This is a genomic window from Tranquillimonas alkanivorans, assembly GCF_900115595.1.
GTDB lineage: Bacteria > Pseudomonadota > Alphaproteobacteria > Rhodobacterales > Rhodobacteraceae > Tranquillimonas > Tranquillimonas alkanivorans.
In genome coordinates this window covers 19,801-39,612 of sequence record NZ_FOXA01000022.1, presented here as the reverse complement: position 1 = coordinate 39,612, position 19,812 = coordinate 19,801, and the positions used below count along the sequence as shown (strand labels likewise).

Genomic DNA, 19,812 nt, shown 5'->3' with positions numbered 1-19,812 from the left:
GGTCGCCAAGCTGGTCAAGGACCGCGACGCGCTGCTGAGCTTCTACGACTACCCGGCCGAACACTGGAAACACATCCGGACGTCGAACCCGATCGAGAGCACGTTCGCCACCGTCAGACACCGAACAAAGCGCACCAAGGGCTGCCTCAGCCGCAAGACCGGCCTCGCCATGGCGTTCAAGCTGATGATGTCAGCGCAGCAGAAATGGCGCAAACTCGACGGTCAGAACCGCTTGCCGGAGGTCATCAGCGGGGTTGAGTTCCGCGACGGCGTCCGCCAATTTCCAACCGCCGCCTGATCACGGCGTCACCAACTTCTGCGCATATCTCGATGGCTTCGTCTCTCTTGGCGTCGGCGAAAACCATCTCGACCTGAATAACGGCACATTCTACATCAGCAGTGACTACAAGACGCCTTCCGTGACGGTTGGTGGCGCCGTTTCCGGAGTGATCGAGCGCGACGGCTACGAGATCTGGCCTGAAGTTGCATTCACCTACGGTCACACTGAAATCGGCGACGTTGACTTCACGGGCCGCGCCTACGGGCTCGTGGATGATACGCTCGTGCTCAACGCCGATAGTGTGAGGGTTACGAACTTCTCTCTGCGGCCCGAGTTTCGGGTTCCGTTGGACGATCTTTCGGTAGTGAACACGCTTTCGCTGCTCACTTTTGCACCGCAGTTCCTTTGTGAGCGCGTCGAAGCCACGGGCACCCAAAGCAGCTGCGGCGCTGGAGCAGAGGTCGGAGTGGCGCGGCGTTCAAACGACAGCCTCAGCCAGATTGATGCTCGAGTGATGATTGAGCAGGTGGGCGACACAACCCGATCCGGCTTCCAACTGAAGATCGAGCATCGCTTCTGACGCGACAAATCTCGCATGCGCCGCTTCGCAAGGGGGCGGCGCATGCATCGACGAAAAGCTTTGGCGGCATGCGCTACAGCGTAGCTGCAACGCAAATGCGAAGTCGCTACTGTGGACGGATTGAAAATCCTCGTGTCGGTGGTTCGATTCCGCCCCCGGGCACCACTTTATCCCTGAGAAGGTCCCGCCGTAGTAAGCGCCCACGCTTAATCTGGTGGCTGCGGAGGCGCCGGCAAGGCAAGATAGACGAGCACGCCGGTTTAGGGTCTTGCCCTGCGGGTGAGGTGCGACAGCGACGGTGGGTTCGAAGCCTGGAATAGGTCGCTGAGCAGGGCGAGTTGCGGTGCGCGCCGGTCTTGCGGATACGGTCCTGGGTCAGCGTTGTGCAGTGGTCGATGGATCTGCCGGCGGATCTGCTTCAGCATTGAACGTGACGGGTTCTCCGTTGCCGGGCCGGCCGAGGTACTCCAGCACGCTGCCGGGCACGCCGTCGCTGGCGGGCGCGTAGAGGCCGCAGTGGCGCATGGCGCGTCTCAGCGCCACCGTTCGGCCGATCTTCTCCAGAACGACACGCCCCGCGATCGGCTCGTGCGCCGCCGTCGCTGTGACGCCCATCTTCATGCCCCGAAGGGCCGAGATCCGGCTGCGGTAGGGTGGGAAAAGCACCATATGCGACAGTTCCTGCCCCATCACGGCCTCCTGGTCTAGCATGTGGATCCTGTTGCCGATCATCATCAGGACGCCGGCGTATTTGAAGACGTCCACGCCGGCCGGGGCGCTGTCGGTTTCGTGATCCCGCAGGCGTTCGATCGACTTGTACATCACGAGGCCGTCGCTCTCGTGGATGTGCAGGAGTGATTTCAGCACCAGGTGAGGCGATGTGAACGAATAGCGGAATTCGTAGTAGTAGCCGGTGTAAACCCGCAGCTGCGGCGTCTGCCCGGCGGCGGCCTTCAGCAGCGCTGACAGCACCGGCGGCGTCAGGTCGGCGGAGACGGGCAGGGCCGGCTTCAGTCGCACGATGTCGCGGAACTGGTCATCCGGCATGACGATCTCGTGCTCCTCGACCCCGAAGAAGTCGCACAGTCGGCGCATTGATCGGGCCGACGGGTACGCGGTGCCAGAGAGATATTTCATGATCTGCTGCCGATTCATGCCAAGCCGGCGTGCCACGTCCGAGATGGACTCGTGATAGCTGCACAACAGGCGCAGATTCTTTGGAAAGGCTTTTCGCATCTAAAGGCCCACTTGTCGTCAACTGTCGCTGCATAAGAGACGAGTGGCGTCCTGTCGAGCCTGCCGCGGAGATTGCCGGAGGGTCCCGCGTGGCTCAGACTCGGAGCGGGTGACCGCCGGTAAAGGCGGACCTTCCAACTCAACAGGGAGTTCAGGATGAATCGAACAGCAAAGCTTGCGGCGACCCTTTCGGTCTCGCTCGCGGCCACCGCGGGCGCGGTTTCCGCACAAGATGCCATCAAAATCGGTGGCATCGCGCCTCTGTCGCCCCCGGGCGGCGTGCAGACCGGGGAGTCGCTGCGTGACGGCATGATCGTCGCCGTCGAGGAGCTCAACGCAAACGGCGGCATTCTTGGCCAGCCTGTCGAACTGATCGTCGAGGACACCTCGGGCGTCCCCGAAAAGGGCGTGGCGGCGTTCGAGCGTCTGGCCACGGCCGAGAACGTCGTTGGCGTCACCGGCTCGGCGCACAGCGCCGTGTGCTCGGCCGTGGGCCCGGTCGCGCAGGAAACCAACACCGTCTTCGTGGCCGGCGAGTGCTGGTCCGACTCGGTGACCGCCGCGCAAATCCCCGAGGTCTTCCGGATCACGGTCGCGAACTCGCTGGTCTACTCGGTCGCGGCGGACTGGGTGAAGGAAGCCGGCTTCGAGAACATCGCGATCATCTCGGAGAACTCGGACTGGGGCTTCGGCATCATCGACGTGTTCACGGAGAACCTGAAGGATACCGGTGCCACCGTCACGTCGTTCACGGCCGAGCGGACGGTCTCCGACTTCACGCCGCAGCTTCTTCAGCTCAAGCGCGCCGACCCGCAACCCGACCTGATCGTCGCCGGCTTCACCGGCTCGAACCTGCTGCTGATGCTGCGCCAGGCGTATGACCTGGGCCTCGCGCCCAGCCCCGAGACCGCGATCTTCGCCGCCGGCGCGGACGTGCTCGAACCCGAGTTCTGGGACGTGATGGGCGATGCCGGCAAGTACGTCATCGGCAACCCCGCCGGCCTGCCGGGCAAGCCGGACACCCCGCTGTCGCGCAGCTTCGGCGAGGCGTACCAGCAGAAGTTCGACCGTCCGGCCAATGCCGTCGCGATGGAAGGCTACGACGGTGTCATGGTCCTGGCCGAGGCCATCGAGGCCGCCGGCACGACCGACAGCGACGCGGTGGAAGAGGCCCTGCGCAACCTCAGCTGGGACGGCACGCGGGGGACGATCTTCTTCCCGCAGACGAAGGAGCCCGCCTGGGCGTTCCAGCAGTGGCCCGAGGTTCCGATCTTCGTGATCCAGTATTCCGAGGCGAACCAGACTCCGTCGGAGGCCGAGATCCTGTGGCCGAAGTCTCAGGCGACGACCGACGAGATCGTGCTCAAGCCCTGATCACGTAAGACGGCGCAATCAGAGGGGCCGCGGCCAAGCCGCGGCCCTTTTTTCAAGTTGGGAGCCGGAACGGAAAAAGCCGCGGCAAATGCCGCGGCCTCTTGCAACTCTGCTCAGCGCGTGCGCGTCAGAACAGCCATTCAGAGATGGCGTCGCGGTATTCCTCGTCGAACTTCTTCTTGGTCCCTTCAAGCTTGTTGGCCCCGAGTTCGAGCACGTAGATGTAGTCGGCCACGTCGGTGCCCGCGATCACGTTCTGGTCCACCATCAGGATCGTGCGCCGCTCTTCCGTCACGAGGCGCCTCAGGTGGTCGTAAATCTGTCCCGCCCGCTTCGGGTCCAGCCCCACCGTGGGCTCGTCGATGAGAAGGAGTTCCGGGTCGCTCATCAGCGCCAGTTCGAGCTGCATGAGGCGTTGCTGTCCGCCCGACATCAGGCCCGCCCGCTTGCTTCGAAACTCGCGCAGGTAAGGTGCGCGCTCGAAGACCCGCTCGACCGCCGAGCGGGCGCGCGGTTTCTCGTGCCGGAAGGCCCACGTTGCCATCTCGACGTTTTCCTGCACCGTCATCTCGGGGAAGATTGCGTGCTTCTGGGGCACGTAGGCGATCCCGAGGTTGACCAGGTCGCGGGTGTTGACGTCGCGCATGTCGCGCTCGCCAAAGCGGATGGTGCCGGTGTGCGGGCGGAGTTGCCCGATGATCGTCTTGAGCAGCGTCGACTTGCCCACGCCGTTCGCCCCGATGATCGTCGTCAGCATGCTCTCGCGCGCGGTGACGTCGAGCCCGCGCAGGATGTCTATGTCGCGGCTGTAGCCTGCGTGCAGGTTGCGGACTTCAAGCTGCGCCATGGTGATCTCCGAGGTAGGCGTCGAGGACGGCGGGGTCGTTGCGGGTTTCTTCAGGCGTGCCGTCGCAGATGATGTCGCCGTAGCTGAGCGTGACGACGCGCTGGCACAGGTCGAAGATCGACCCCATGTCATGGCTGATCAGGATGATCGTCACCCCGCTGTCGTTCCATTTCCTGATGTGGTCGTGCATGAAGCGCTTGAGTTCGGGGTGCACGCCGCCGAAGGGCTCGTCCAGCAGGACGATCTTTGGCGACAGCATCATGATCCGCGCGAATTCCAGCAGCTTGCCCTGTCCGCCGGACAGGCTCGACGCCCGCTCGTGCGCCAGCCTTTCGAGCTTCAGGTCCCGCAAGAGACCCATCGCCCTGTCCGTCGCCTCGGATTGAGACTGCGCGCCGTCGGACAGGCCGGCGACGAGCATGTTCTGCAGGACCGTCAGGCGGCGGAAGATCTTCGTGACCTGGAAAGAGCGGCCGATGCCTTGCCGCGCCAATTGGTGCGGAGCATGACCCAAAACCGGCCGGCGCTCGAAGTTGATGCTGCCGCCGTCCGCCTTGTAATAGCCGCTGACGATGTTCAGCAGCGTCGTCTTTCCGGAACCGTTCGGCCCGATCAGGCCCAGAAGCTCGCCGCTGCCGACCGTCATGTCGACGCTGTTGAGCGCGGTCAGGCCGCCGAAGCGCTTCACGAGACCGCTGATGTCGAGTTGTTCGTGCATCATTTGTCATCTCCGCTCTTGCGCAGCCGGTCGGTAAGGACGTCGGCGACCGTTCCGAAGACGCCGTTGGGCATGAGCCGCAGGATCAGCAGCGTGATGAGGCCGAAGACCACAAGCCGCCACTCGCCCAGCTCTCTCAGGCCCTCGAGCAAAACCTGCAGGCTGACACCCCCCAGCGCGGCAAAGACGACATTGTGGAACCCGCCGATGACCGCCATGGCGAGCACGATCCCCATCTCCTGAAGCGACATCATCGACGGGGTGATCAGCTGGACGAAGTGGGCGTAAAGACCGCCCGCCAGGCCCGCGAACGCGGTCGAGATCGCGAAGGCCACGGTCTTCCACAGCGTCACGTTGACGCCGAGACTGGCGGCGCCGTCCTCGTCCTCGCGGATCGACTGGAAGAACAGCCCGACGCGCGAGCGCAGAAGCCATGTCATGAGCGCCAGGCAGGCGACGGTGACCGCGAGGAACAGGTAGTAGTACTCGCTGCGCGACCCGTCCTGCAGCAGCGGCTCCACCTGCAATCCGCGCGAGCCCTCGGTTAGCTGGTACTCGGCGGTGGCCGTGATCCGGAGGATCTCGGCGAAGGCGATCGTGGTCAGGCCGAGGTAAGCGCCGTGAAGCCGCAATGTGAGCCGACCGATCACGAAGCCAAGCGCACCGGCCACGAGGACCCCGGCCGCGAGCCCGAGGACCGGCGGCAGTCCGGCGTGCTGAACGCTGAGCGCCGAAGCGTAGCCACCGAGACCCGCCATCGCCGCCTGCGCGAAACTGATCCGCCCGATGTAGCCGACGAGCAGCGCCCAACTGGCGGCGAGGATCGCGTAGTAGAAGCCGATGGTGATCGTGTAGACCCAGTAGTCCCCGAGAAGCAGCGGCAGCGCGAGGAAGACAAGCAAGATCAGCCCGAGGCCGAGCAGGCGAAGAGTTTGCAGCTTCATGCCCGGCGCTCCTTTGTGCCGAACAGACCCTGCGGGCGAAGCAGCAGGATGCCGACCAGCAGGACCAGCCCGTAGGCGTCCTTGTAGGCCAGCGCCCGGCTCGGGTCCGGTATCAGGATGGTGGCGAAACTCTCGACCTGGCCGAGGATGATTGCCCCCATGATGGCGCCGGGGATCGACCCGAGGCCGCCGAGAACCACGATCACATAAGCCTTGATCACCGGAATGACGCCCATCGGCGGCACCACGTTGAACACCGGGCCCATGAGCGCGCCCGCCAGCCCGGCCAGCGCTGCGCCGGTCGCGAAGGCGAGCATTCCGACGCGCGTCACACTGATCCCGAAGATCGCCGCCGCCTCGCGGTTCTGGCTCACGGCCCGCACCGCGCGTCCTGCCCACGTGTAGCGGAGCGCGGCTAGGAGCACCGCGATCAGCACCACGGCGACGCCTGCGGCGGCAAGCCGGTCGCCGCTCACGATCAGCTCCCCGATCTCGACACCGCCGCGAAAAAGCGGCTCTGGACGGCGCGGCCAAGGACCGAACAGGCTGTTGGCCAGGTTAAGCAGCAGGATCGACAGGGCGAAGGTGATCATGATCGAGTATTCTTCGGGCCTGTCGGCCCGGCCGTCATAGACCGGCCTGATCAGAAGCCACTCGACCAGCGCCCCCATTGCCGCCAGCGCGGCGGCCGCCACGACAATCCCGACGACGGGCGGCAGGCCCATCGAGGCGACCGCCAGGAAGTACGCGTATCCGCCGAGCATGTAGAGTTCACCATGCGCGAAGTTCACGACGCGCAAGACGCCGAAGATGATCGCGAGGCCCAACGCCGCCAAGGCGTAGAACGAGCTCACGATCAGCCCGTTCAGGGCTTGCTCGAGTATTGCCACGAGGCTCATTCTTGTTCTGCTCCCTGCTTTGTTTGCGCGGCACAATGCGGCAGGGGTCGCCTCCGGACAATCCGGGGAGCGGTCACCGCCTGACGCTATCTGACGCTCAGGAAGCTTCCTTAAGCGTCTGCCGCAAAGCGTCTCCGCAATGTCGCGGCGCGGACCCAGGCGCTAACGTCGCCCCGTCTGAGAAGGGGAGGACCGCGGATGGTGGATGATCAATTTCTGGATTGGGACACGGAGGAGTTGTCCGCTGGAGTCCGCACGCAGCGTTTCACCAGCGAAGCCGTGGTCGCGGCCAGCCTGCAACGGATCGCCGAGCGGAACGACGCACTGCACGCTTTCGTCGAGGTCTTCGACGCTTCCGCGCGGCAGCGTGCGCGGGAACTGGATGCAGAGATCAGGGATGGTCGCTGGCGTGGCCCGCTGCATGGCCTGCCCGTGGCCATCAAGGACCTAGCCGACATCGAGGGACACGTGACGGGCTTCGGCTCGCGGTGCTACTCCGATACGCCTGCAATGAAGAGCGCGGCGTTCGTCCAGGCGCTGGAGCAGGCCGGGGCGGTGATCATCGGCAAGACGCATACGGTCGAGTTCGCGTTCGGAAGCTGGGGCACGAACTATGCTCTGGGCACGCCGGTCAATCCCGCCTGTCCCGGTCACTGCTCGCCGGGCGGGTCGTCGAGCGGCTCTGCCGTTGCGGTGGCGGCCGGGCTCGTGCCCTTGGCCATCGGCTCGGACACCGGCGGCTCGGTCCGCATCCCGTCAGCGCTCTGCGGCATCACTGGCATGAAGCCCAGCCACGGCGCGGTCTCGCTCGACGGAGTCGCCCCTCTCAGCGCAAGGCTCGACGCAATCGGTCCACTGGCACGGGACGTCGCGGGCTTGAAGATGCTGCTCGACGCCATGAGCCTGAACCAACCGTCCGGGGCAGCCGTGACACCGGCCAACGTCTGGTGCCTTGCCGAAGGCGACCTGCAGCCCGCGGATGCGGCTGTTTTGAGCATGTACGCGTACGTTCTAGAGGCCCTCCGCACGGCCGGTTTCGATGTGGAGCGCCTCGAACTCCCGCGTGCGCTGTCCGAATATCAGAGCCGCTGCGGCAGCATCATGGCCTACGATGCCTACCGCGCTCTGCGCGAGATCATCGAGGATCACCGCCGCCCGCTCGACCCGTGGGTGCGCCGGAGGATCGCCGCGGGCCGCGACATCTCGGACGAGGCGCAAGAGGAGGCGCTGCGCCAGCGGGAGAAGGACACCGAGGTGTTCCTGGAACGATTCGGGCCCGACGATCTGCTCGTGCTGCCAACGACGCCGCTCACAGCGCGGCCAGTCGCCGAGATCGACGAGATGCAGATCCCGATGTCGCGGTTCACGAGAATTGCCAACTACCTCGACCTTGCCGCAGTCACCCTGCCGGTCGTTCGCCCGGGCGAAGCGCCCGTCGGGGTGCAAGTTGCCGCGCGCCGCGGGCAGGATGACCGACTGCTTGCGCTGCTTCGCGAACATGAGCCCCTGTCGCAGGTTATTGCGGCTCTTGGTCAGAGAAGCTTGGCCGGCTAGGTTTGAAGAGTTGTCCCGAAAGCGAGCTGAGGCTGCCATCGTTGGTCACGGCGGCAAGGCCGTAAACCGGCGCATCAGGGTCGGCGGGATCAGAAACGGTTGAACGGTGACGAAGCGTGCGGGCGAGTTCCAAAGCACGCGCGTCAGAACGTGGAGCACAACCGCTGCCGCCGATCTTGAAACGCCAGCGTTAGCGACCCGGTCGTCCACGAAACGCTTCCTCGTCGGCCTCCGTCGTGAGCGTAGCCCCTACGCGAATACCCCCTCTCGCGGGTGAACGCCAATCAGGCGCGCTCCCTCAACCAGTATTCTTCTTCGAGTTCTGCGGGTGGATTTCCCCGATGGGCTTGAGCAGGCGGCGGGTATTGAACCAGTTGACCTATCCGAGCGCCGCGTATTCGAGCCTCGGAACCGGGCCAAGGGCCGCGGCGGTGGATGACCCCCGCCTTGAACAGACCGTTGATCGTCTCGGCCGAAGCACTGTCGTAGCTGTACCGACGCCTGCGGCCGCCAGCCTGATCTGCGGCGGTAGCTGGCGACAGGTCCTGCGCATGTTGGTATTGAATTTGCCGCGCGTAAAATACATAGTGCGGCTATGGGCGCCGACGCAGGCATCGGGTGCTCGAGCGGATGTTCAGATGGGCGGTTTCCGTGACTGGATCAAAAGTCAGGAACATGGACGAGTTGGCCCAGGTCAGCGGCGTCTCGAGGCCCACCCTGTCGAAGTATTTCAACGATCCGACAAGCGTCCGTGATTCGAGCCGGGCGCGGATCGAAAGGGCGCTCGAGAAGTATGATTATCGCCTGAACATTTTCGCGATCAATCAGAACCGGCGCTCCACCAAAACCATCGGCATTGTCGTCCCTTACCTCGCCGATCCATTTTTCGCCGCGATCGTTCGCCGCATCGAGCAGCGTTGTCTCGACGCCGGTTTGCGGCCCAGCTTGTTCAGCGCCCACGGACAGCCTGATCTCGAGGTGGAGATCCTGGATAACCTGCGGACATTGCGCCCTGCAGCCGTGCTTTTGGCGCCGCTCGGCCGGGCGTCGAACCGCCGGGAGATCGAGCGGTTCTGCGCAGACGTTCCCACGATCCTGTTTGACAGCAACATCGAGGGGCTGGGTGACGCCTTTGTGGGGTCGGACAATTTCAACTTTGTGCAGCAAAGCGTTGAGTATCTCGTTTCCACCGGTGAGCCTCCGCTGTTCGTCGAGATGGCTCATCCAGCGAACCCCAACGCGAACAAGCGCCGAGAGGCTTACGTTTCGGTGATGGAGGCGCTTGGTCTGGAGCCGCACGTTCTGAAGGTCGAAGGCGAAGGCTGGGATTTCGAGCGGATCGGGCATGCGGCGGCCAACCAGTTGATCGAGCGGCACGGACTGACGATGCGGACGGTGTTGTGCAGCAATGATCGGTTGGCGATCGGCTTCCTGGCGGGCTGCTACGAAAATGGGCTTCGAGTGGGCAAGGGGGAGGGTTGTGCCCTGCGCGTCGCAGCTCACGACGATCATCCTTATTCGCGCTTTACCTGCCCGTCACTCACCACGGTCGCTCACGACTACAAAGTCGTTTCCGAAAAGGCGGTCGAACTTCTTTTCGACCTGATCGCAAGAGACGGGAAGTTCGAGACGCGCCGGGAGTGGCTCTACCCCGCGCATCTGGTCCCGAGAGCCTCGGCCTGAATTTTTACGCACGTAAAAATACTTTTTGACTCTGTTTCCCGAATCTACGTAACGTCACCTTGTATCATCCACTGTTGGAGGAGGAGTCGGGATGAATATGAGAGCTGTTTTGGGGGCGGCAACGGCGCTGACGGCGGTCGGGCTGACTGCTGCGGCGCAGGACGCCACGACCCTGACCATCGCCACCGTCAACAACGGCGACATGATCAGGATGCAGGCGCTTTCGGACAATTTCACCGAGCAGAACCCTGACATCGCGCTCGAGTGGGTGACCCTTGAAGAAAACGTGCTGCGTCAACGGGTCACGCAGGACATCGCCACAGGCGGAGGCCAGTTCGACGTGATGACCATCGGCACCTACGAGGTTCCGATCTGGGCCGCGCAGGACTGGCTGCTGCCGCTCGACGACTTGCCGGCCGATTACGACGTGGACGACCTGCTGCCGGCGATCCGCTCGGCTCTGTCTGTCGACGGCACGCTCTATGCCGCGCCGTTCTACGGCGAGTCCGCCATGGTGATGTATCGCACCGACGTCGCCGAGCAGGCTGGGGTCGAGATCCCGGACGAGCCGACCTGGTCTGACATCAAGGCCGCCGCCGAGGCGATGCACGACCCCGACAACGAGGTCTACGGCATCTGTCTACGCGGCAAGCCGGGCTGGGGCGAGAACATGGGCTTCATCACGGCGATGGCGAACTCCTACGGCGCGAGCTGGTTCGACATGGAGTGGCAGCCGCAGTTCGATAGCGAGCCGTGGCAAGCCGCGATGAACGACTACCTCGAGCTGATGAACAACTATGGCCCGCCGGGCGCGTCTTCGAACGGCTTTAACGAGAACCTCGCACTGTTCCAGCAGGGCCGGTGCGGCATGTGGATCGACGCCACGGTCGCCGCCTCCTTCGTGACCGATCCCGACGACTCCACGGTGGCCGACAGCGTGGGTTACGCCACCTTCCCCAGCCGCGAGGGTGTGGACAACCGCGGCAACTGGCTTTGGGCCTGGAGCCTCGCCGTGCCGTCCTCGACCGACGCCGAGGACGCGGCCAAGCGCTTCGTGGCGTGGGCTACGAGCAAGGACTACACCACCCTCGTCGCGCAGGAAGAGGGGTGGCGCGCCGCGCCTCCGGGCACGCGCACCTCGCTTTACCAGAACCAGGAGTATCAGGCCGCGGCACCCTTCGCCGAGATGACGCTGAAAGCGATGCAGGCCGCGACGCCCGAAAACCCCTCGGTTGACGAGGTGCCCTATACTGGCGGGCAGTTCGTCGCAATTCCCGAGTTCCAGGGCATCGGCACGGCGGTCGGACAGACGTTCTCGGCCGCGCTCGCAGGGCAGATGGACGCCGAGCAGGCGCTCCAGACGGCCCAGCAGCTGACCCAGCGCGAGATGCAGCGCGCGGGCTACATCGACTGACCTCCCGAGGCGGGGCGCTTTCGGCGCGCCCCGCCGGCTTCCCGGCGGTCTTCGAAAATGGCCGCCGGGCCTTGTCCCAGGGCTCCGAAAGGACCGGATCGCATGGCCACGCAGCATTCCCGATCGGCGGCACGCTTGATGATATCCCCCGCAGTCATCCTGCTTCTGGGCTGGATGCTGATCCCGCTGGCCCTGACGCTGTACTTCTCGTTCCTGCGCTACAACCTGCTGATGCCGGGCACGAACCCTTTCGTCGGGCTTGAGAACTACTCGTACTTCCTAAGCGACCCTGCCTTCACTGCGGCGATGGTAAACACGCTGCTGCTCGTCGGCGGGGTGCTGGTGATCACCGTCGTCGGCGGCATCCTGCTGGCCCTGCTTCTCGACCAGGACATCTGGGGGCAGGGCGTCGTGCGTATCCTCGTCATCGCGCCGTTCTTCGTGATGCCGACCGTCTCGGCGCTGGTCTGGAAGAACATGTTCATGAACCCGGTGAACGGTCTTTTCGCACACCTGGCCGAGTTCCTGGGCCTTTCGGCCTTCGACTTCCTGTCGCAGGCGCCGCTCGCGTCGATCATCGGGATCGTGAGCTGGCAATGGCTGCCCTTCGCGACGCTGATCCTGCTGACCGCGATGCAGTCGCTCGACAGCGAGCAGCTCGAGGCGGCCGAGATGGACGGGGCGGGGCCGCTGTCGCGCTTCTGGTTCATCATGCTGCCCCACCTCGCGCGGGCGATCACGGTGGTGGTGCTGATCCAGACGATCTTCCTTCTGTCGGTCTTCGCAGAAATCCTGGTGACAACGAATGGCGGCCCGGGCACGGCGTCCACCAACCTTACATATCTCGTCTATGCCGAGAGCCTCCTGCGCTTCGACGTCGGCACCGGGTCGGCCGGCGGCGTGGTCGCCATCATCCTTGCCAACATCGTCGCGATCTTCCTGATGCGGATGATCGGAAAGAACCTCGATGCTTGAGGCACGCACACATCGATCTTCGGGGATGATCCGGGGCCTCCGCACGCCGCTCGCGGCTGTCTCCACGGCCAGTGCAATGGACATCGAGCACGCCGCCGCCGGTATCGCCACTCATGCCACCACCACAGGGAGCGTCTGAGCCATGGCACGCGCAGCTTCCCCCCGCCGCCGCGCCGCGATCAGTGTCCTCGCCTGGATCGTCGCGCTGCTGATCTTCTTCCCGATCCTCTGGACGGTGCTGACCAGCTTCAAGACGGAGGCCGAGGCCGTCGCCGACCCGCCTAGCTTCGTGGCCTTCGACTGGACGCTCGAGAACTACTTTGTCGTGCAGGAACGGTCCGATTACTTCCGGCACTTCTGGAACTCGGTCGTCATTTCGATCGGCTCGACGATCATCGGGCTGGCGATCGCCGTGCCCGCCGCTTGGGCGATGGCGTTCGTACCGGGCAAGCAGACCAAGAACGTGCTGATGTGGATGTTGTCCACGAAGATGCTGCCACCGGTGGGCGTGCTGGTGCCGATCTACTTGATCTTCCGCGATGTCGGACTGCTCGACACGCGAGTGGGGCTGGTGATCGTCCTGACGCTGATCAACCTGCCGATCATCGTCTGGATGCTGTACACCTACTTCCGCGAGATTCCCGGAGACATCCTGGAAGCCGCGCGAATGGATGGGGCGAACCTTCGCTCCGAAGTGCTGTACGTCCTGCTGCCGATGGCGCTGCCGGGCATCGCCTCGACCTTCCTGCTCAACGTGATCCTGGCCTGGAACGAGGCGTTCTGGACGCTGAACCTGACGGCCGCGAATTCCGCACCGCTCACCGCCTTCATCGCCAGCTATTCCAGTCCCGAGGGGCTGTTCTATGCCAAGCTGTCGGCCGCCTCGACGATGGCCATCGCGCCGATCCTGATCCTCGGCTGGTTCAGCCAGAAGCAACTCGTCCGCGGCCTGACCTTCGGCGCCGTGAAATAAGGAACGAACGATGGGACGCATTACGCTCGACAAGGTGACCAAGAGCTTCGGCGAGGTGCAGGTCATCCCGCCGCTGGACCTGACCATCGAGGACGGCGAGTTCGTGGTCTTCGTCGGCCCTTCGGGTTGCGGGAAGTCCACGCTCCTGCGCCTGATCGCGGGGCTCGAGGACGTGACATCTGGCGAGATCCGCATCGACGGAAGGAACGCGACGGAAACGCCGCCCGCGCGGCGCGGCCTTGCGATGGTGTTCCAGAGCTACGCGCTCTACCCGCACATGTCGGTGCGCAAGAACATCGCCTTTCCGCTGCGCATGGCGGGGCTCGAAAAGGCCGAGCAGGATCGCCGGGTTGTCGAGGCGGCGAAGGTGCTGAACCTGACCGATTACCTGGATCGGCGGCCGGGCCAGCTGTCGGGCGGCCAGCGCCAGCGCGTGGCCATCGGCCGCGCCATCGTGCGCGAGCCGGCGGCCTTCCTGTTCGACGAGCCGCTGTCGAACCTCGACGCGGCGCTGCGCGTGGGGATGCGGCTCGAGATCAGCGAGCTGCATGAAAGGCTCAAGACGACGATGATTTACGTCACGCACGACCAGGTCGAGGCGATGACCATGGCCGACAAGATCGTGGTCTTGCGCGCGGGCAACATCGAACAGGTCGGCTCGCCGCTCGACCTCTACCACACTCCGCGCAACCTGTTCGTCGCCGGCTTTATCGGCAGTCCGAAAATGAACCTGATTAACGGAAACGCGGCGAAGCAACACGGTGCCTCGACCATCGGCGTGCGGCCCGAGCACCTGCGCATCGTGCCCGAGGGCGGGCTCTGGACCGGGACGGTGGGTGTGAGCGAGCATCTGGGCTCGGACACCTTCCTTCATGTGCACGACACAGGGCTGGCGGACGTGATCACCGTGCGCGCCGAAGGTGAGGTGGGCCTGCGCCACGGCGACACGATCCATCTGACCCCGCGGGAGGACAAGGTGCACCGCTTCGACGAACAGGGGGGCCGGGTCGCATGAGGTTGCAGGGAAAGACGGCGCTCATCACGGGCGCGGCCCGGGGCATCGGGCTGGCCTTCGCACGGGCATATGTCCGCGAAGGCGCGCGCGTAGCCATCGCCGATCTCGACATCGTCCGTGCCCGCAAGGCGGCCGGGGACATCGGCGACGCGGCCATTGCCGTCGAGATGGACGTGACCCGGCAGGACAGCATCGACGCCGCCGTAGCCGAGGCCGTCGAGCGGCTGGGGCGCATCGACATCCTGATCAACAACGCCGCGCTTTTCACCGCGGCGCCCATCGTCGAGATCGACAGGGCCGACTACGACAAGGTCTTCGCCGTCAACGTCTCGGGCGTGCTCTTCACGATGCAGGCCGTCGCGCGCCACATGATCGAGCGGGGCGGCGGCGGCAAGATCATCAACATGGCCTCGCAGGCTGGCCGCCGGGGCGAGTCGCTGGTCGCGGTCTACTGCGCGAGCAAGGCCGCGGTGATCTCGCTGACGCAGTCGGCGGGGCTGAACCTGATCCAGCACGGCATCAACGTGAACGCCATCGCCCCCGGCGTCGTGGACGGGGAACACTGGGACGGCGTGGATGCGTTCTTTGCCAAGTACGAGAACAAGGCGCCTGGCCAGAAGAAGAAGGAAGTGGGCGACGCAGTGCCCTACGGCCGGATGGGCCGGGCCGAGGACTTGACCGGAATGGCGATCTTCCTTGCCACGGGCGAGGCCGACTACATCGTTTCGCAAACCTACAACGTCGACGGCGGCCAGTGGATGAGCTGACCGCCGCAGGAGGTCGACCCATGAGTGTGAAGCTTTCCTCCGCCGCGCTGGGACACCTGCCCGAGGGCGTCGCCGGCCCCGGCTACGACCGGGCGGACCTGTCGCCCGGCATCGTCCATTATGGCGTCGGCAACTTCCACCGCGCGCACCAGGCGACGTACCTCGATCGGCTGTTCGCGAGCGGCAAGGACCGCGACTGGGCCATCGTCGGCGCTGGCGTGCGTCCGGGCGACGCAGCGATGCGGGACAGGCTCGCGACGCAGGACTGGCTTTACACGGTAGTCGATCTCGATCCGCAGGGACTGTCGGCGCGGGTCGTCGGCTCGATGACCGACTTCTGCCCGGTGGATCCCGAGGCCAACATCGAGCGGATGGCAGCGCCGGAAACCCGCATCGTGTCGCTGACCGTGACCGAGGGAGGCTACTACATCGACGCCGAGACGGGCGGCTTCGACGGCGACCACCCCGACGTTCAGGCGGACCTGGAAAGCCTGCGCCCGCCGCGCACCGTGTTCGGCCAGATCTGCGCGGCCCTTAAGCGCCGGTTCGACGCAGGCGTGCCACCGTTCACAGTCATGTCTTGCGACAACATCCCTGAAAACGGGCAGGCGACCAAGCGTGCGGTTGTCGGCTTCGCCCGGCTGTCGGACCCTGAGTTGGCTGATCGCATCGAGCTCGAAGTGGCATTTCCGAACGGTATGGTGGACTGCATCACGCCCGCCACATCGGAGCGCGAGCTGAAGATGGTGCGCGATCGCTTCGGCATCGAGGACGCGGCGCCCGTGGTGTGCGAACCGTTTCGCCAGTGGGTGCTCGAGGACAGATTCCCGGCCGGGCGGCCGCGACTCGAGGACGTGGGAGTCGAGTTCGTGGACGACGTGCTGCCGTACGAGTTGATGAAGCTGCGCATCCTCAACGCGGGTCACGCCGCCATCGCGTATCCCTCGGCTCTGCTGGGGCACACGCTGGCTTCGGACGCCATGAATGATCCCGACATGGCGGCCTGGCTCGAGGCGGTGATCGGCCGCGAGGCGATCCCGACGCTGCCGAAGATCCCGGGTGTGGATTTCCGGCAGTACCTGGCCACCTGCGCCGAACGGTTCGGCAATGCCGAGGTCGGAGACACCATCGCCCGGCTCTGCCTCGACGGCTCCAATCGTCAGCCGAAATTCATCCTGCCCACCGTGCGCGACGCGCTGCGCGACGGCGGTCCGGTCGAGGGGCTCGCGCTCGAGGTGGCGCTTTGGTGCCGCTACTGCCGGGGCGAAGACGAGGAGGGCCGGCCGATCCGCATCGAGGACGAGCGGGCCCTGCGTCTGAAGAAGGCCGCGGAAGAGGCTCGCGAGGACCCGTTGGCCTTCCTGAGGATCGGTGACGTTTTCGGGGACCTCGTCCACGAGGACCGCTTCCGCGACGCCTTTGCCGCGGCGCTGAGGCGGTTGTACGACACCGGCGTGCGGGCCGAGTTACGCAGTTACGTCGCACCGTCCGGCTGACGACCTTGAGAGGGAGCACCAGGAGCTTCCGGCGCCGAGGAGGGCTCGCCGAACCGCTTGTGCTTCAGGGCTCTTCCTCCTTCATCCATTCGGACGTGGAAAATTCCGGGTCGCAACGGCTCGACTCTTAGGGCGAAGGTCGCGGTGAAGCGGCTTGAAGATTGCATCTGCATACTTCATGCTTGAAGTAGTTCGGGTGGCTCAGCTGCGATGGTTGAGTGCGCCTCGAGCGATCGAGGGAGGAAAAAATGAAGAATCTCGCGCTCTGCAGCCTGGCTCTTGGGCTTGCCGCAGCACCGTTACATGCACAAGAGGTTCTGCGCGGCGTCAGCGCCTTCGCGACCGGAACCACCTTCTCGAAACCGTTCGAAGCGTTCGTGGACCGCGTCAACGAACAGGGGGCGGGGGTCGTCCAGATCGAGTATCTAGGCGGACCCGAAGCCGTGCCGACCTTCGAACTGGGTAATGCCGTCTCGGCCGGGATCGTGGACATCGCCAATAACACGACAGCGTTCTACCCGAACCTGCTGCCGGCGGGAGACGCTCTTCACCTGGCGACCAACACCGTGCAGGAGCAGCGGGAGAACGGCTGCTTCGACAAGATCGACGCGCTTCACCAAGAGCAGATGAACGCGAAGTTCCTCGCCCGTACGGGCGATCATATTCAATTCCACATCTATCTGACCGAGGATGTGGAGGGGCCGGACCTGTCCGGACGCACCATCCGGACCACGCCCGTCTACCGCGCGATGCTCGAGCGACTGGGCGCCACGCCGGTCCGGACCGCGCCGGGCGAAGTATATACGGCCCTGGAGCGGGGTGCGATCGACGGCTATGGCTGGCCGGTCCAGGGCGTCATGGACCTGGGATGGAACGAGCAGACGAGCTATCGCATCGATCCGGGCTTTTACCAGGTCGACGTGAATTTCCTGGTCAATCTGGACCGCTGGAACGGGCTGTCGGAAGAAGCCAGGGCGGTGCTGGAAGAGGCGGCGCTTTGGATCGAAGAGAAGAACGCAGAGAATCTCGAGATCAACGAACGTGAGAAGGAGCGCCAGGCCGAGTCGGGGATCCAGGTGATCGAGTTCACCGGCGAAACCGCCGAGAATTACTTGAGCATGGCGCAGGACGCTGGCTGGGGTGTCGTCGAAGCGATCGATCCTGAGGTCGCTGCCGACCTCAAGCCCTGTCTGACCCAGTAAGGACCTGGGCCGGGGTCTTCCCGGCCCGAACCACATGAACCAGCTCAATTCCCTGTTCGAGGCGCTACTGCGCGCCTGCGCCGTCGTGTCTGGCTTGGTCTTCGCAAGCGCGGCAATACTGATTTCGCTGAACGTGGTCCTGCGCAACGTGGGCGGGGTTACCCTCTTCGGACTGCTGGACGCCGTGGAATACGGCCTCCTTTTGGCGACGTTCCTGGGCGCGCCGTGGGTGCTTTCGAAGAATGCTCATGTCACAGTCGATCTGGTGACGGGCGCGCTGCCCGAGAGACTGTCAGAGCCGCTGTCCCGAGTGACCGCGCTGATCGGCTTCCTGATCTGTGCGTCGTTGCTTTGGTACGCGACGGATGCCGCACTCGCGTCCGCGACCCGAGGCTCCATGATCCGCACGGCGTTCACCATTCCGGAATGGTGGGTTCTATCCGTGTTGCCTGTCTCGCTCGCGCTCATGTGCGTGGAGTTCCTGAGGCAGGCCGCGGCGCCGCGCAGCGGGGCACGGCAGGCGACGGGGCTGTGATGATGGAGTGGCCCCTCGTTCTCGGTCTCATGATGGGCGGACTCGGATTCCTGCTGCTGATCGGGCTGCCGGTCGCGTTCGCCTTCATCGCCGTCACCATCGTCGGCGCCTACGAGGTGCTGGGCGGAGACCGCGGTGTGGCGCAACTGGCCCGGAACGCTGCGCAGTCGGTGGCGAATTTCCAACTCGCGCCGATCCCGCTTTTTATCCTGATGGGAGAGTTGCTGTTCCAGACGCGGGTCGCGCACAAGGCCATCGATGCGGTCGAGAGGGTCGTGACGCGTGTGCCAGGGCGGCTGTCGGTCGTCACGGTGTTTGGTGGCACGATCTTCGCGGCATTGTCTGGCTCGACGATCGCGAACACCGCAATGCTGGGCTCAACGCTTCTACCCAACATGCTGAAGAAGGGATATGCGCCGTCGCTCGCGATGGGCCCGATCATGGCATCCGGCGCCATCGCCATGCTGATCCCGCCGTCGGCGCTGGCCGTTCTGGTCGGTAGCCTGGCCGGGATCTCCATTGCGGGCCTGCTCGTCGCGGGTGTCATACCGGCGCTTCTGCTTTCGGTCTTGTTCGTGGGCTGGATCGTGCTTCGCGCCGTCCGCAATCCGGACCTGGCGCCGAGCGATCCGCTGCCCGAGATGACGTTGGCCGAGCGCTGGCGACCTTTCCTTCTCTACGTCGCGCCGTTGTCGCTGCTGTTCGCCGTCGTGATCGGCAGTCTCCTCGCCGGCTTCGCCACCCCGACCGAGAGCGCAGCGCTCGGATCGGTCGCTGCGCTGCTGGTCGGCGCCGGTTACCGGGCGCTGTCGGTCGAGCGCGTCGTGCGGGCCCTGACCGAGACGGTGAAGCTGTCCGTGATGATTCTGTTTATCATCGCGGCGAGCCAGACGTTCGCCCAAGTCCTCTCGTTCTCGGGAGCCACGGGCGGCCTGATCCGGCTGATTGAAGGATACGAGTTCGGTACGATCGAGATTCTGCTGGGCATGATCGCGCTTCTGCTCTTGCTGGGGTGCTTCGTCGACCAGGTCTCGATGCTGATGGTGACCGTCCCGATCTTCGTGCCGCTGTCCGAGGCGGCTGGCGTCGACCCGCTTCTGCTGGGTGTCGTCTACCTTTTGACGATGGAGATCGGTCTGCTGACGCCGCCGTTCGGCTTGTTGCTTTTCGTGATGCGCGGTGTTGCGCCGCCCGAGATCGGAATGAGGACGATCTATGCTTCCATCTTGCCCTTCATCGCGATCAAACTGGTGATCCTGGCGCTGATTGTGGCTGTCCCGGAAGTCGCCATCTGGCTGCCTTCGGTCATGGGGGAATAGA

Annotated in this window: 19 protein-coding genes and 1 pseudogene; 14 read left to right on the top strand and 6 right to left on the bottom strand. The window is 64.7% G+C overall.

Translation table 11 applies throughout. The features are described 5' to 3' along the window. Both BM162_RS17905 and BM162_RS17900 read left to right on the top strand, forming a co-directional pair. The coding region (locus tag BM162_RS17905) for a transposase (RefSeq protein WP_143096204.1) at window positions 1-298 on the top strand (298 nt) is incomplete at its 5' end. Further along, window positions 255-860 carry a hypothetical protein gene (locus tag BM162_RS17900; protein WP_143096203.1) on the top strand — a complete coding sequence of 202 codons (606 nt, stop codon included), beginning with the start codon at window positions 255-257 and terminating at the stop codon, window positions 858-860. The genes BM162_RS17905 and BM162_RS17900, both read left to right, overlap by 44 nt. Window positions 861-1,235: 375 nt before the next feature. Here the strand turns inward: BM162_RS17900 and BM162_RS17895 are convergent, their stop codons facing one another. Beyond that, the gene (locus tag BM162_RS17895) at window positions 1,236-2,096 is read right to left on the bottom strand and encodes a helix-turn-helix transcriptional regulator (RefSeq protein ID WP_143096202.1); all 861 of its coding nucleotides are present in this window, start codon (window positions 2,094-2,096) and stop codon (window positions 1,236-1,238) included. A gap of 156 nt (window positions 2,097-2,252) precedes the next feature. Here BM162_RS17895 and BM162_RS17890 point away from each other — a divergent pair, with 156 nt between their 5' ends. Further along, on the top strand, window positions 2,253-3,470 hold the full coding sequence (locus tag BM162_RS17890; RefSeq protein WP_093424799.1) for an ABC transporter substrate-binding protein: 1,218 nt from the start codon (window positions 2,253-2,255) through the stop codon (window positions 3,468-3,470). 127 nt (window positions 3,471-3,597) lie between these two features. Here BM162_RS17890 and BM162_RS17885 read toward each other — a convergent pair whose 3' ends face one another. From BM162_RS17885 to BM162_RS17870, 4 genes are read right to left on the bottom strand one after another with little or no spacing between them, the layout of a single operon-like run. Beyond that, the gene (locus tag BM162_RS17885) at window positions 3,598-4,317 is read right to left on the bottom strand and encodes an ABC transporter ATP-binding protein (RefSeq protein ID WP_093424798.1); all 720 of its coding nucleotides are present in this window, start codon (window positions 4,315-4,317) and stop codon (window positions 3,598-3,600) included. After that, on the bottom strand, window positions 4,304-5,038 hold the full coding sequence (locus tag BM162_RS17880) for an ABC transporter ATP-binding protein (protein ID WP_218153126.1): 735 nt from the start codon (window positions 5,036-5,038) through the stop codon (window positions 4,304-4,306). The genes BM162_RS17885 and BM162_RS17880 overlap by 14 nt, the downstream gene beginning before the upstream one ends. Further along, complete coding sequence (locus BM162_RS17875) at window positions 5,035-5,979, bottom strand: branched-chain amino acid ABC transporter permease (protein ID WP_093424797.1); 945 nt, start codon at window positions 5,977-5,979, stop codon at window positions 5,035-5,037. Before BM162_RS17875 ends, BM162_RS17880 begins: the two co-directional genes overlap by 4 nt. Further along, a complete protein-coding gene (locus tag BM162_RS17870; RefSeq protein WP_093424795.1) occupies window positions 5,976-6,878 on the bottom strand; it encodes a branched-chain amino acid ABC transporter permease in 903 nt (300 codons plus the stop codon). Before BM162_RS17870 ends, BM162_RS17875 begins: the two co-directional genes overlap by 4 nt. A gap of 198 nt (window positions 6,879-7,076) precedes the next feature. Between BM162_RS17870 and BM162_RS17865 the strand changes: the two genes are divergently transcribed. Next, window positions 7,077-8,432, top strand: coding sequence for an amidase (locus tag BM162_RS17865; RefSeq protein WP_093424794.1), 1,356 nt, complete (start codon window positions 7,077-7,079; stop codon window positions 8,430-8,432). 284 nt (window positions 8,433-8,716) lie between these two features. Here BM162_RS17865 and BM162_RS23340 read toward each other — a convergent pair. Further along, window positions 8,717-8,923 (bottom strand): annotated as a pseudogene (locus BM162_RS23340) (IS3 family transposase); the annotation flags it as partial. A 184-nt stretch (window positions 8,924-9,107) separates the two neighbouring features. Here BM162_RS23340 and BM162_RS17860 point away from each other — a divergent pair. The 10 genes from BM162_RS17860 to BM162_RS17815 all read left to right on the top strand — a co-directional run bounded on the left by BM162_RS17860 (window position 9,108) and on the right by BM162_RS17815 (window position 19,811). Beyond that, window positions 9,108-10,115, top strand: a complete 1,008-nt coding sequence (locus tag BM162_RS17860; protein ID WP_245759330.1) for a LacI family DNA-binding transcriptional regulator — start codon at window positions 9,108-9,110, stop codon at window positions 10,113-10,115. Between the two features lie 91 nt (window positions 10,116-10,206). Next, window positions 10,207-11,529 carry an ABC transporter substrate-binding protein gene (locus tag BM162_RS17855; protein WP_093424792.1) on the top strand — a complete coding sequence of 441 codons (1,323 nt, stop codon included), beginning with the start codon at window positions 10,207-10,209 and terminating at the stop codon, window positions 11,527-11,529. 102 nt (window positions 11,530-11,631) lie between these two features. After that, window positions 11,632-12,504 (top strand): carbohydrate ABC transporter permease, encoded by an 873-nt coding sequence (locus tag BM162_RS17850; protein WP_093424791.1) that lies wholly within the window; start codon window positions 11,632-11,634, stop codon window positions 12,502-12,504. A 142-nt stretch (window positions 12,505-12,646) separates the two neighbouring features. Beyond that, window positions 12,647-13,477: a carbohydrate ABC transporter permease gene (locus BM162_RS17845; protein ID WP_093424789.1), complete on the top strand. Its 831-nt coding sequence runs from the start codon at window positions 12,647-12,649 to the stop codon at window positions 13,475-13,477. A 10-nt stretch (window positions 13,478-13,487) separates the two neighbouring features. Next, window positions 13,488-14,492, top strand: coding sequence for an ABC transporter ATP-binding protein (locus tag BM162_RS17840; protein ID WP_093424788.1), 1,005 nt, complete (start codon window positions 13,488-13,490; stop codon window positions 14,490-14,492). Continuing rightward, window positions 14,489-15,259 carry an L-iditol 2-dehydrogenase gene (locus BM162_RS17835; RefSeq protein ID WP_093424786.1) on the top strand — a complete coding sequence of 257 codons (771 nt, stop codon included), beginning with the start codon at window positions 14,489-14,491 and terminating at the stop codon, window positions 15,257-15,259. Before BM162_RS17840 ends, BM162_RS17835 begins: the two co-directional genes overlap by 4 nt. 20 nt (window positions 15,260-15,279) lie before the next feature. Continuing rightward, window positions 15,280-16,755, top strand: a complete 1,476-nt coding sequence (locus BM162_RS17830) for a mannitol dehydrogenase family protein (protein WP_093424785.1) — start codon at window positions 15,280-15,282, stop codon at window positions 16,753-16,755. Between the two features lie 248 nt (window positions 16,756-17,003). After that, window positions 17,004-17,957, top strand: a complete 954-nt coding sequence (gene dctP, locus BM162_RS17825; RefSeq protein ID WP_093424783.1) for a TRAP transporter substrate-binding protein DctP — start codon at window positions 17,004-17,006, stop codon at window positions 17,955-17,957. Between the two features lie 34 nt (window positions 17,958-17,991). Further along, entirely contained in the window at window positions 17,992-18,492 is a 501-nt protein-coding gene (locus BM162_RS17820; RefSeq protein ID WP_093424782.1) for a TRAP transporter small permease, read from the top strand. Beyond that, window positions 18,492-19,811, top strand: coding sequence for a TRAP transporter large permease (locus BM162_RS17815; protein WP_245759329.1), 1,320 nt, complete (start codon window positions 18,492-18,494; stop codon window positions 19,809-19,811). The genes BM162_RS17820 and BM162_RS17815 overlap by 1 nt, the downstream gene beginning before the upstream one ends. Window position 19,812 lies beyond the last annotated feature (1 nt).

Bases quoted from the DNA above. Each gene is read 5' to 3' on its own strand.
- BM162_RS17880 (WP_218153126.1), bottom strand. From the start codon at position 5,038: ATGATGCACGAACAACTCGACATCAGCGGTCTCGTGAAGCGCTTCGGC.
- BM162_RS17870 (WP_093424795.1), bottom strand. From the start codon at position 6,878: ATGAGCCTCGTGGCAATACTCGAGCAAGCCCTGAACGGGCTGATCGTG.
- BM162_RS17865 (WP_093424794.1), top strand. From the start codon at position 7,077: ATGGTGGATGATCAATTTCTGGATTGGGACACGGAGGAGTTGTCCGCT.
- BM162_RS17840 (WP_093424788.1), top strand. From the start codon at position 13,488: ATGGGACGCATTACGCTCGACAAGGTGACCAAGAGCTTCGGCGAGGTG.
- BM162_RS17835 (WP_093424786.1), top strand. From the start codon at position 14,489: ATGAGGTTGCAGGGAAAGACGGCGCTCATCACGGGCGCGGCCCGGGGC.
- BM162_RS17830 (WP_093424785.1), top strand. From the start codon at position 15,280: ATGAGTGTGAAGCTTTCCTCCGCCGCGCTGGGACACCTGCCCGAGGGC.
- dctP (WP_093424783.1), top strand. From the start codon at position 17,004: ATGAAGAATCTCGCGCTCTGCAGCCTGGCTCTTGGGCTTGCCGCAGCA.
- BM162_RS17850 (WP_093424791.1), top strand. From the start codon at position 11,632: ATGGCCACGCAGCATTCCCGATCGGCGGCACGCTTGATGATATCCCCC.
- BM162_RS17875 (WP_093424797.1), bottom strand. From the start codon at position 5,979: ATGAAGCTGCAAACTCTTCGCCTGCTCGGCCTCGGGCTGATCTTGCTT.
- BM162_RS17885 (WP_093424798.1), bottom strand. From the start codon at position 4,317: ATGGCGCAGCTTGAAGTCCGCAACCTGCACGCAGGCTACAGCCGCGAC.
- BM162_RS17820 (WP_093424782.1), top strand. From the start codon at position 17,992: ATGAACCAGCTCAATTCCCTGTTCGAGGCGCTACTGCGCGCCTGCGCC.
- BM162_RS17815 (WP_245759329.1), top strand. From the start codon at position 18,492: ATGATGGAGTGGCCCCTCGTTCTCGGTCTCATGATGGGCGGACTCGGA.
- BM162_RS17890 (WP_093424799.1), top strand. From the start codon at position 2,253: ATGAATCGAACAGCAAAGCTTGCGGCGACCCTTTCGGTCTCGCTCGCG.
- BM162_RS17845 (WP_093424789.1), top strand. From the start codon at position 12,647: ATGGCACGCGCAGCTTCCCCCCGCCGCCGCGCCGCGATCAGTGTCCTC.
- BM162_RS17860 (WP_245759330.1), top strand. From the start codon at position 9,108: ATGGACGAGTTGGCCCAGGTCAGCGGCGTCTCGAGGCCCACCCTGTCG.
- BM162_RS17895 (WP_143096202.1), bottom strand. From the start codon at position 2,096: ATGCGAAAAGCCTTTCCAAAGAATCTGCGCCTGTTGTGCAGCTATCAC.
- BM162_RS17855 (WP_093424792.1), top strand. From the start codon at position 10,207: ATGAATATGAGAGCTGTTTTGGGGGCGGCAACGGCGCTGACGGCGGTC.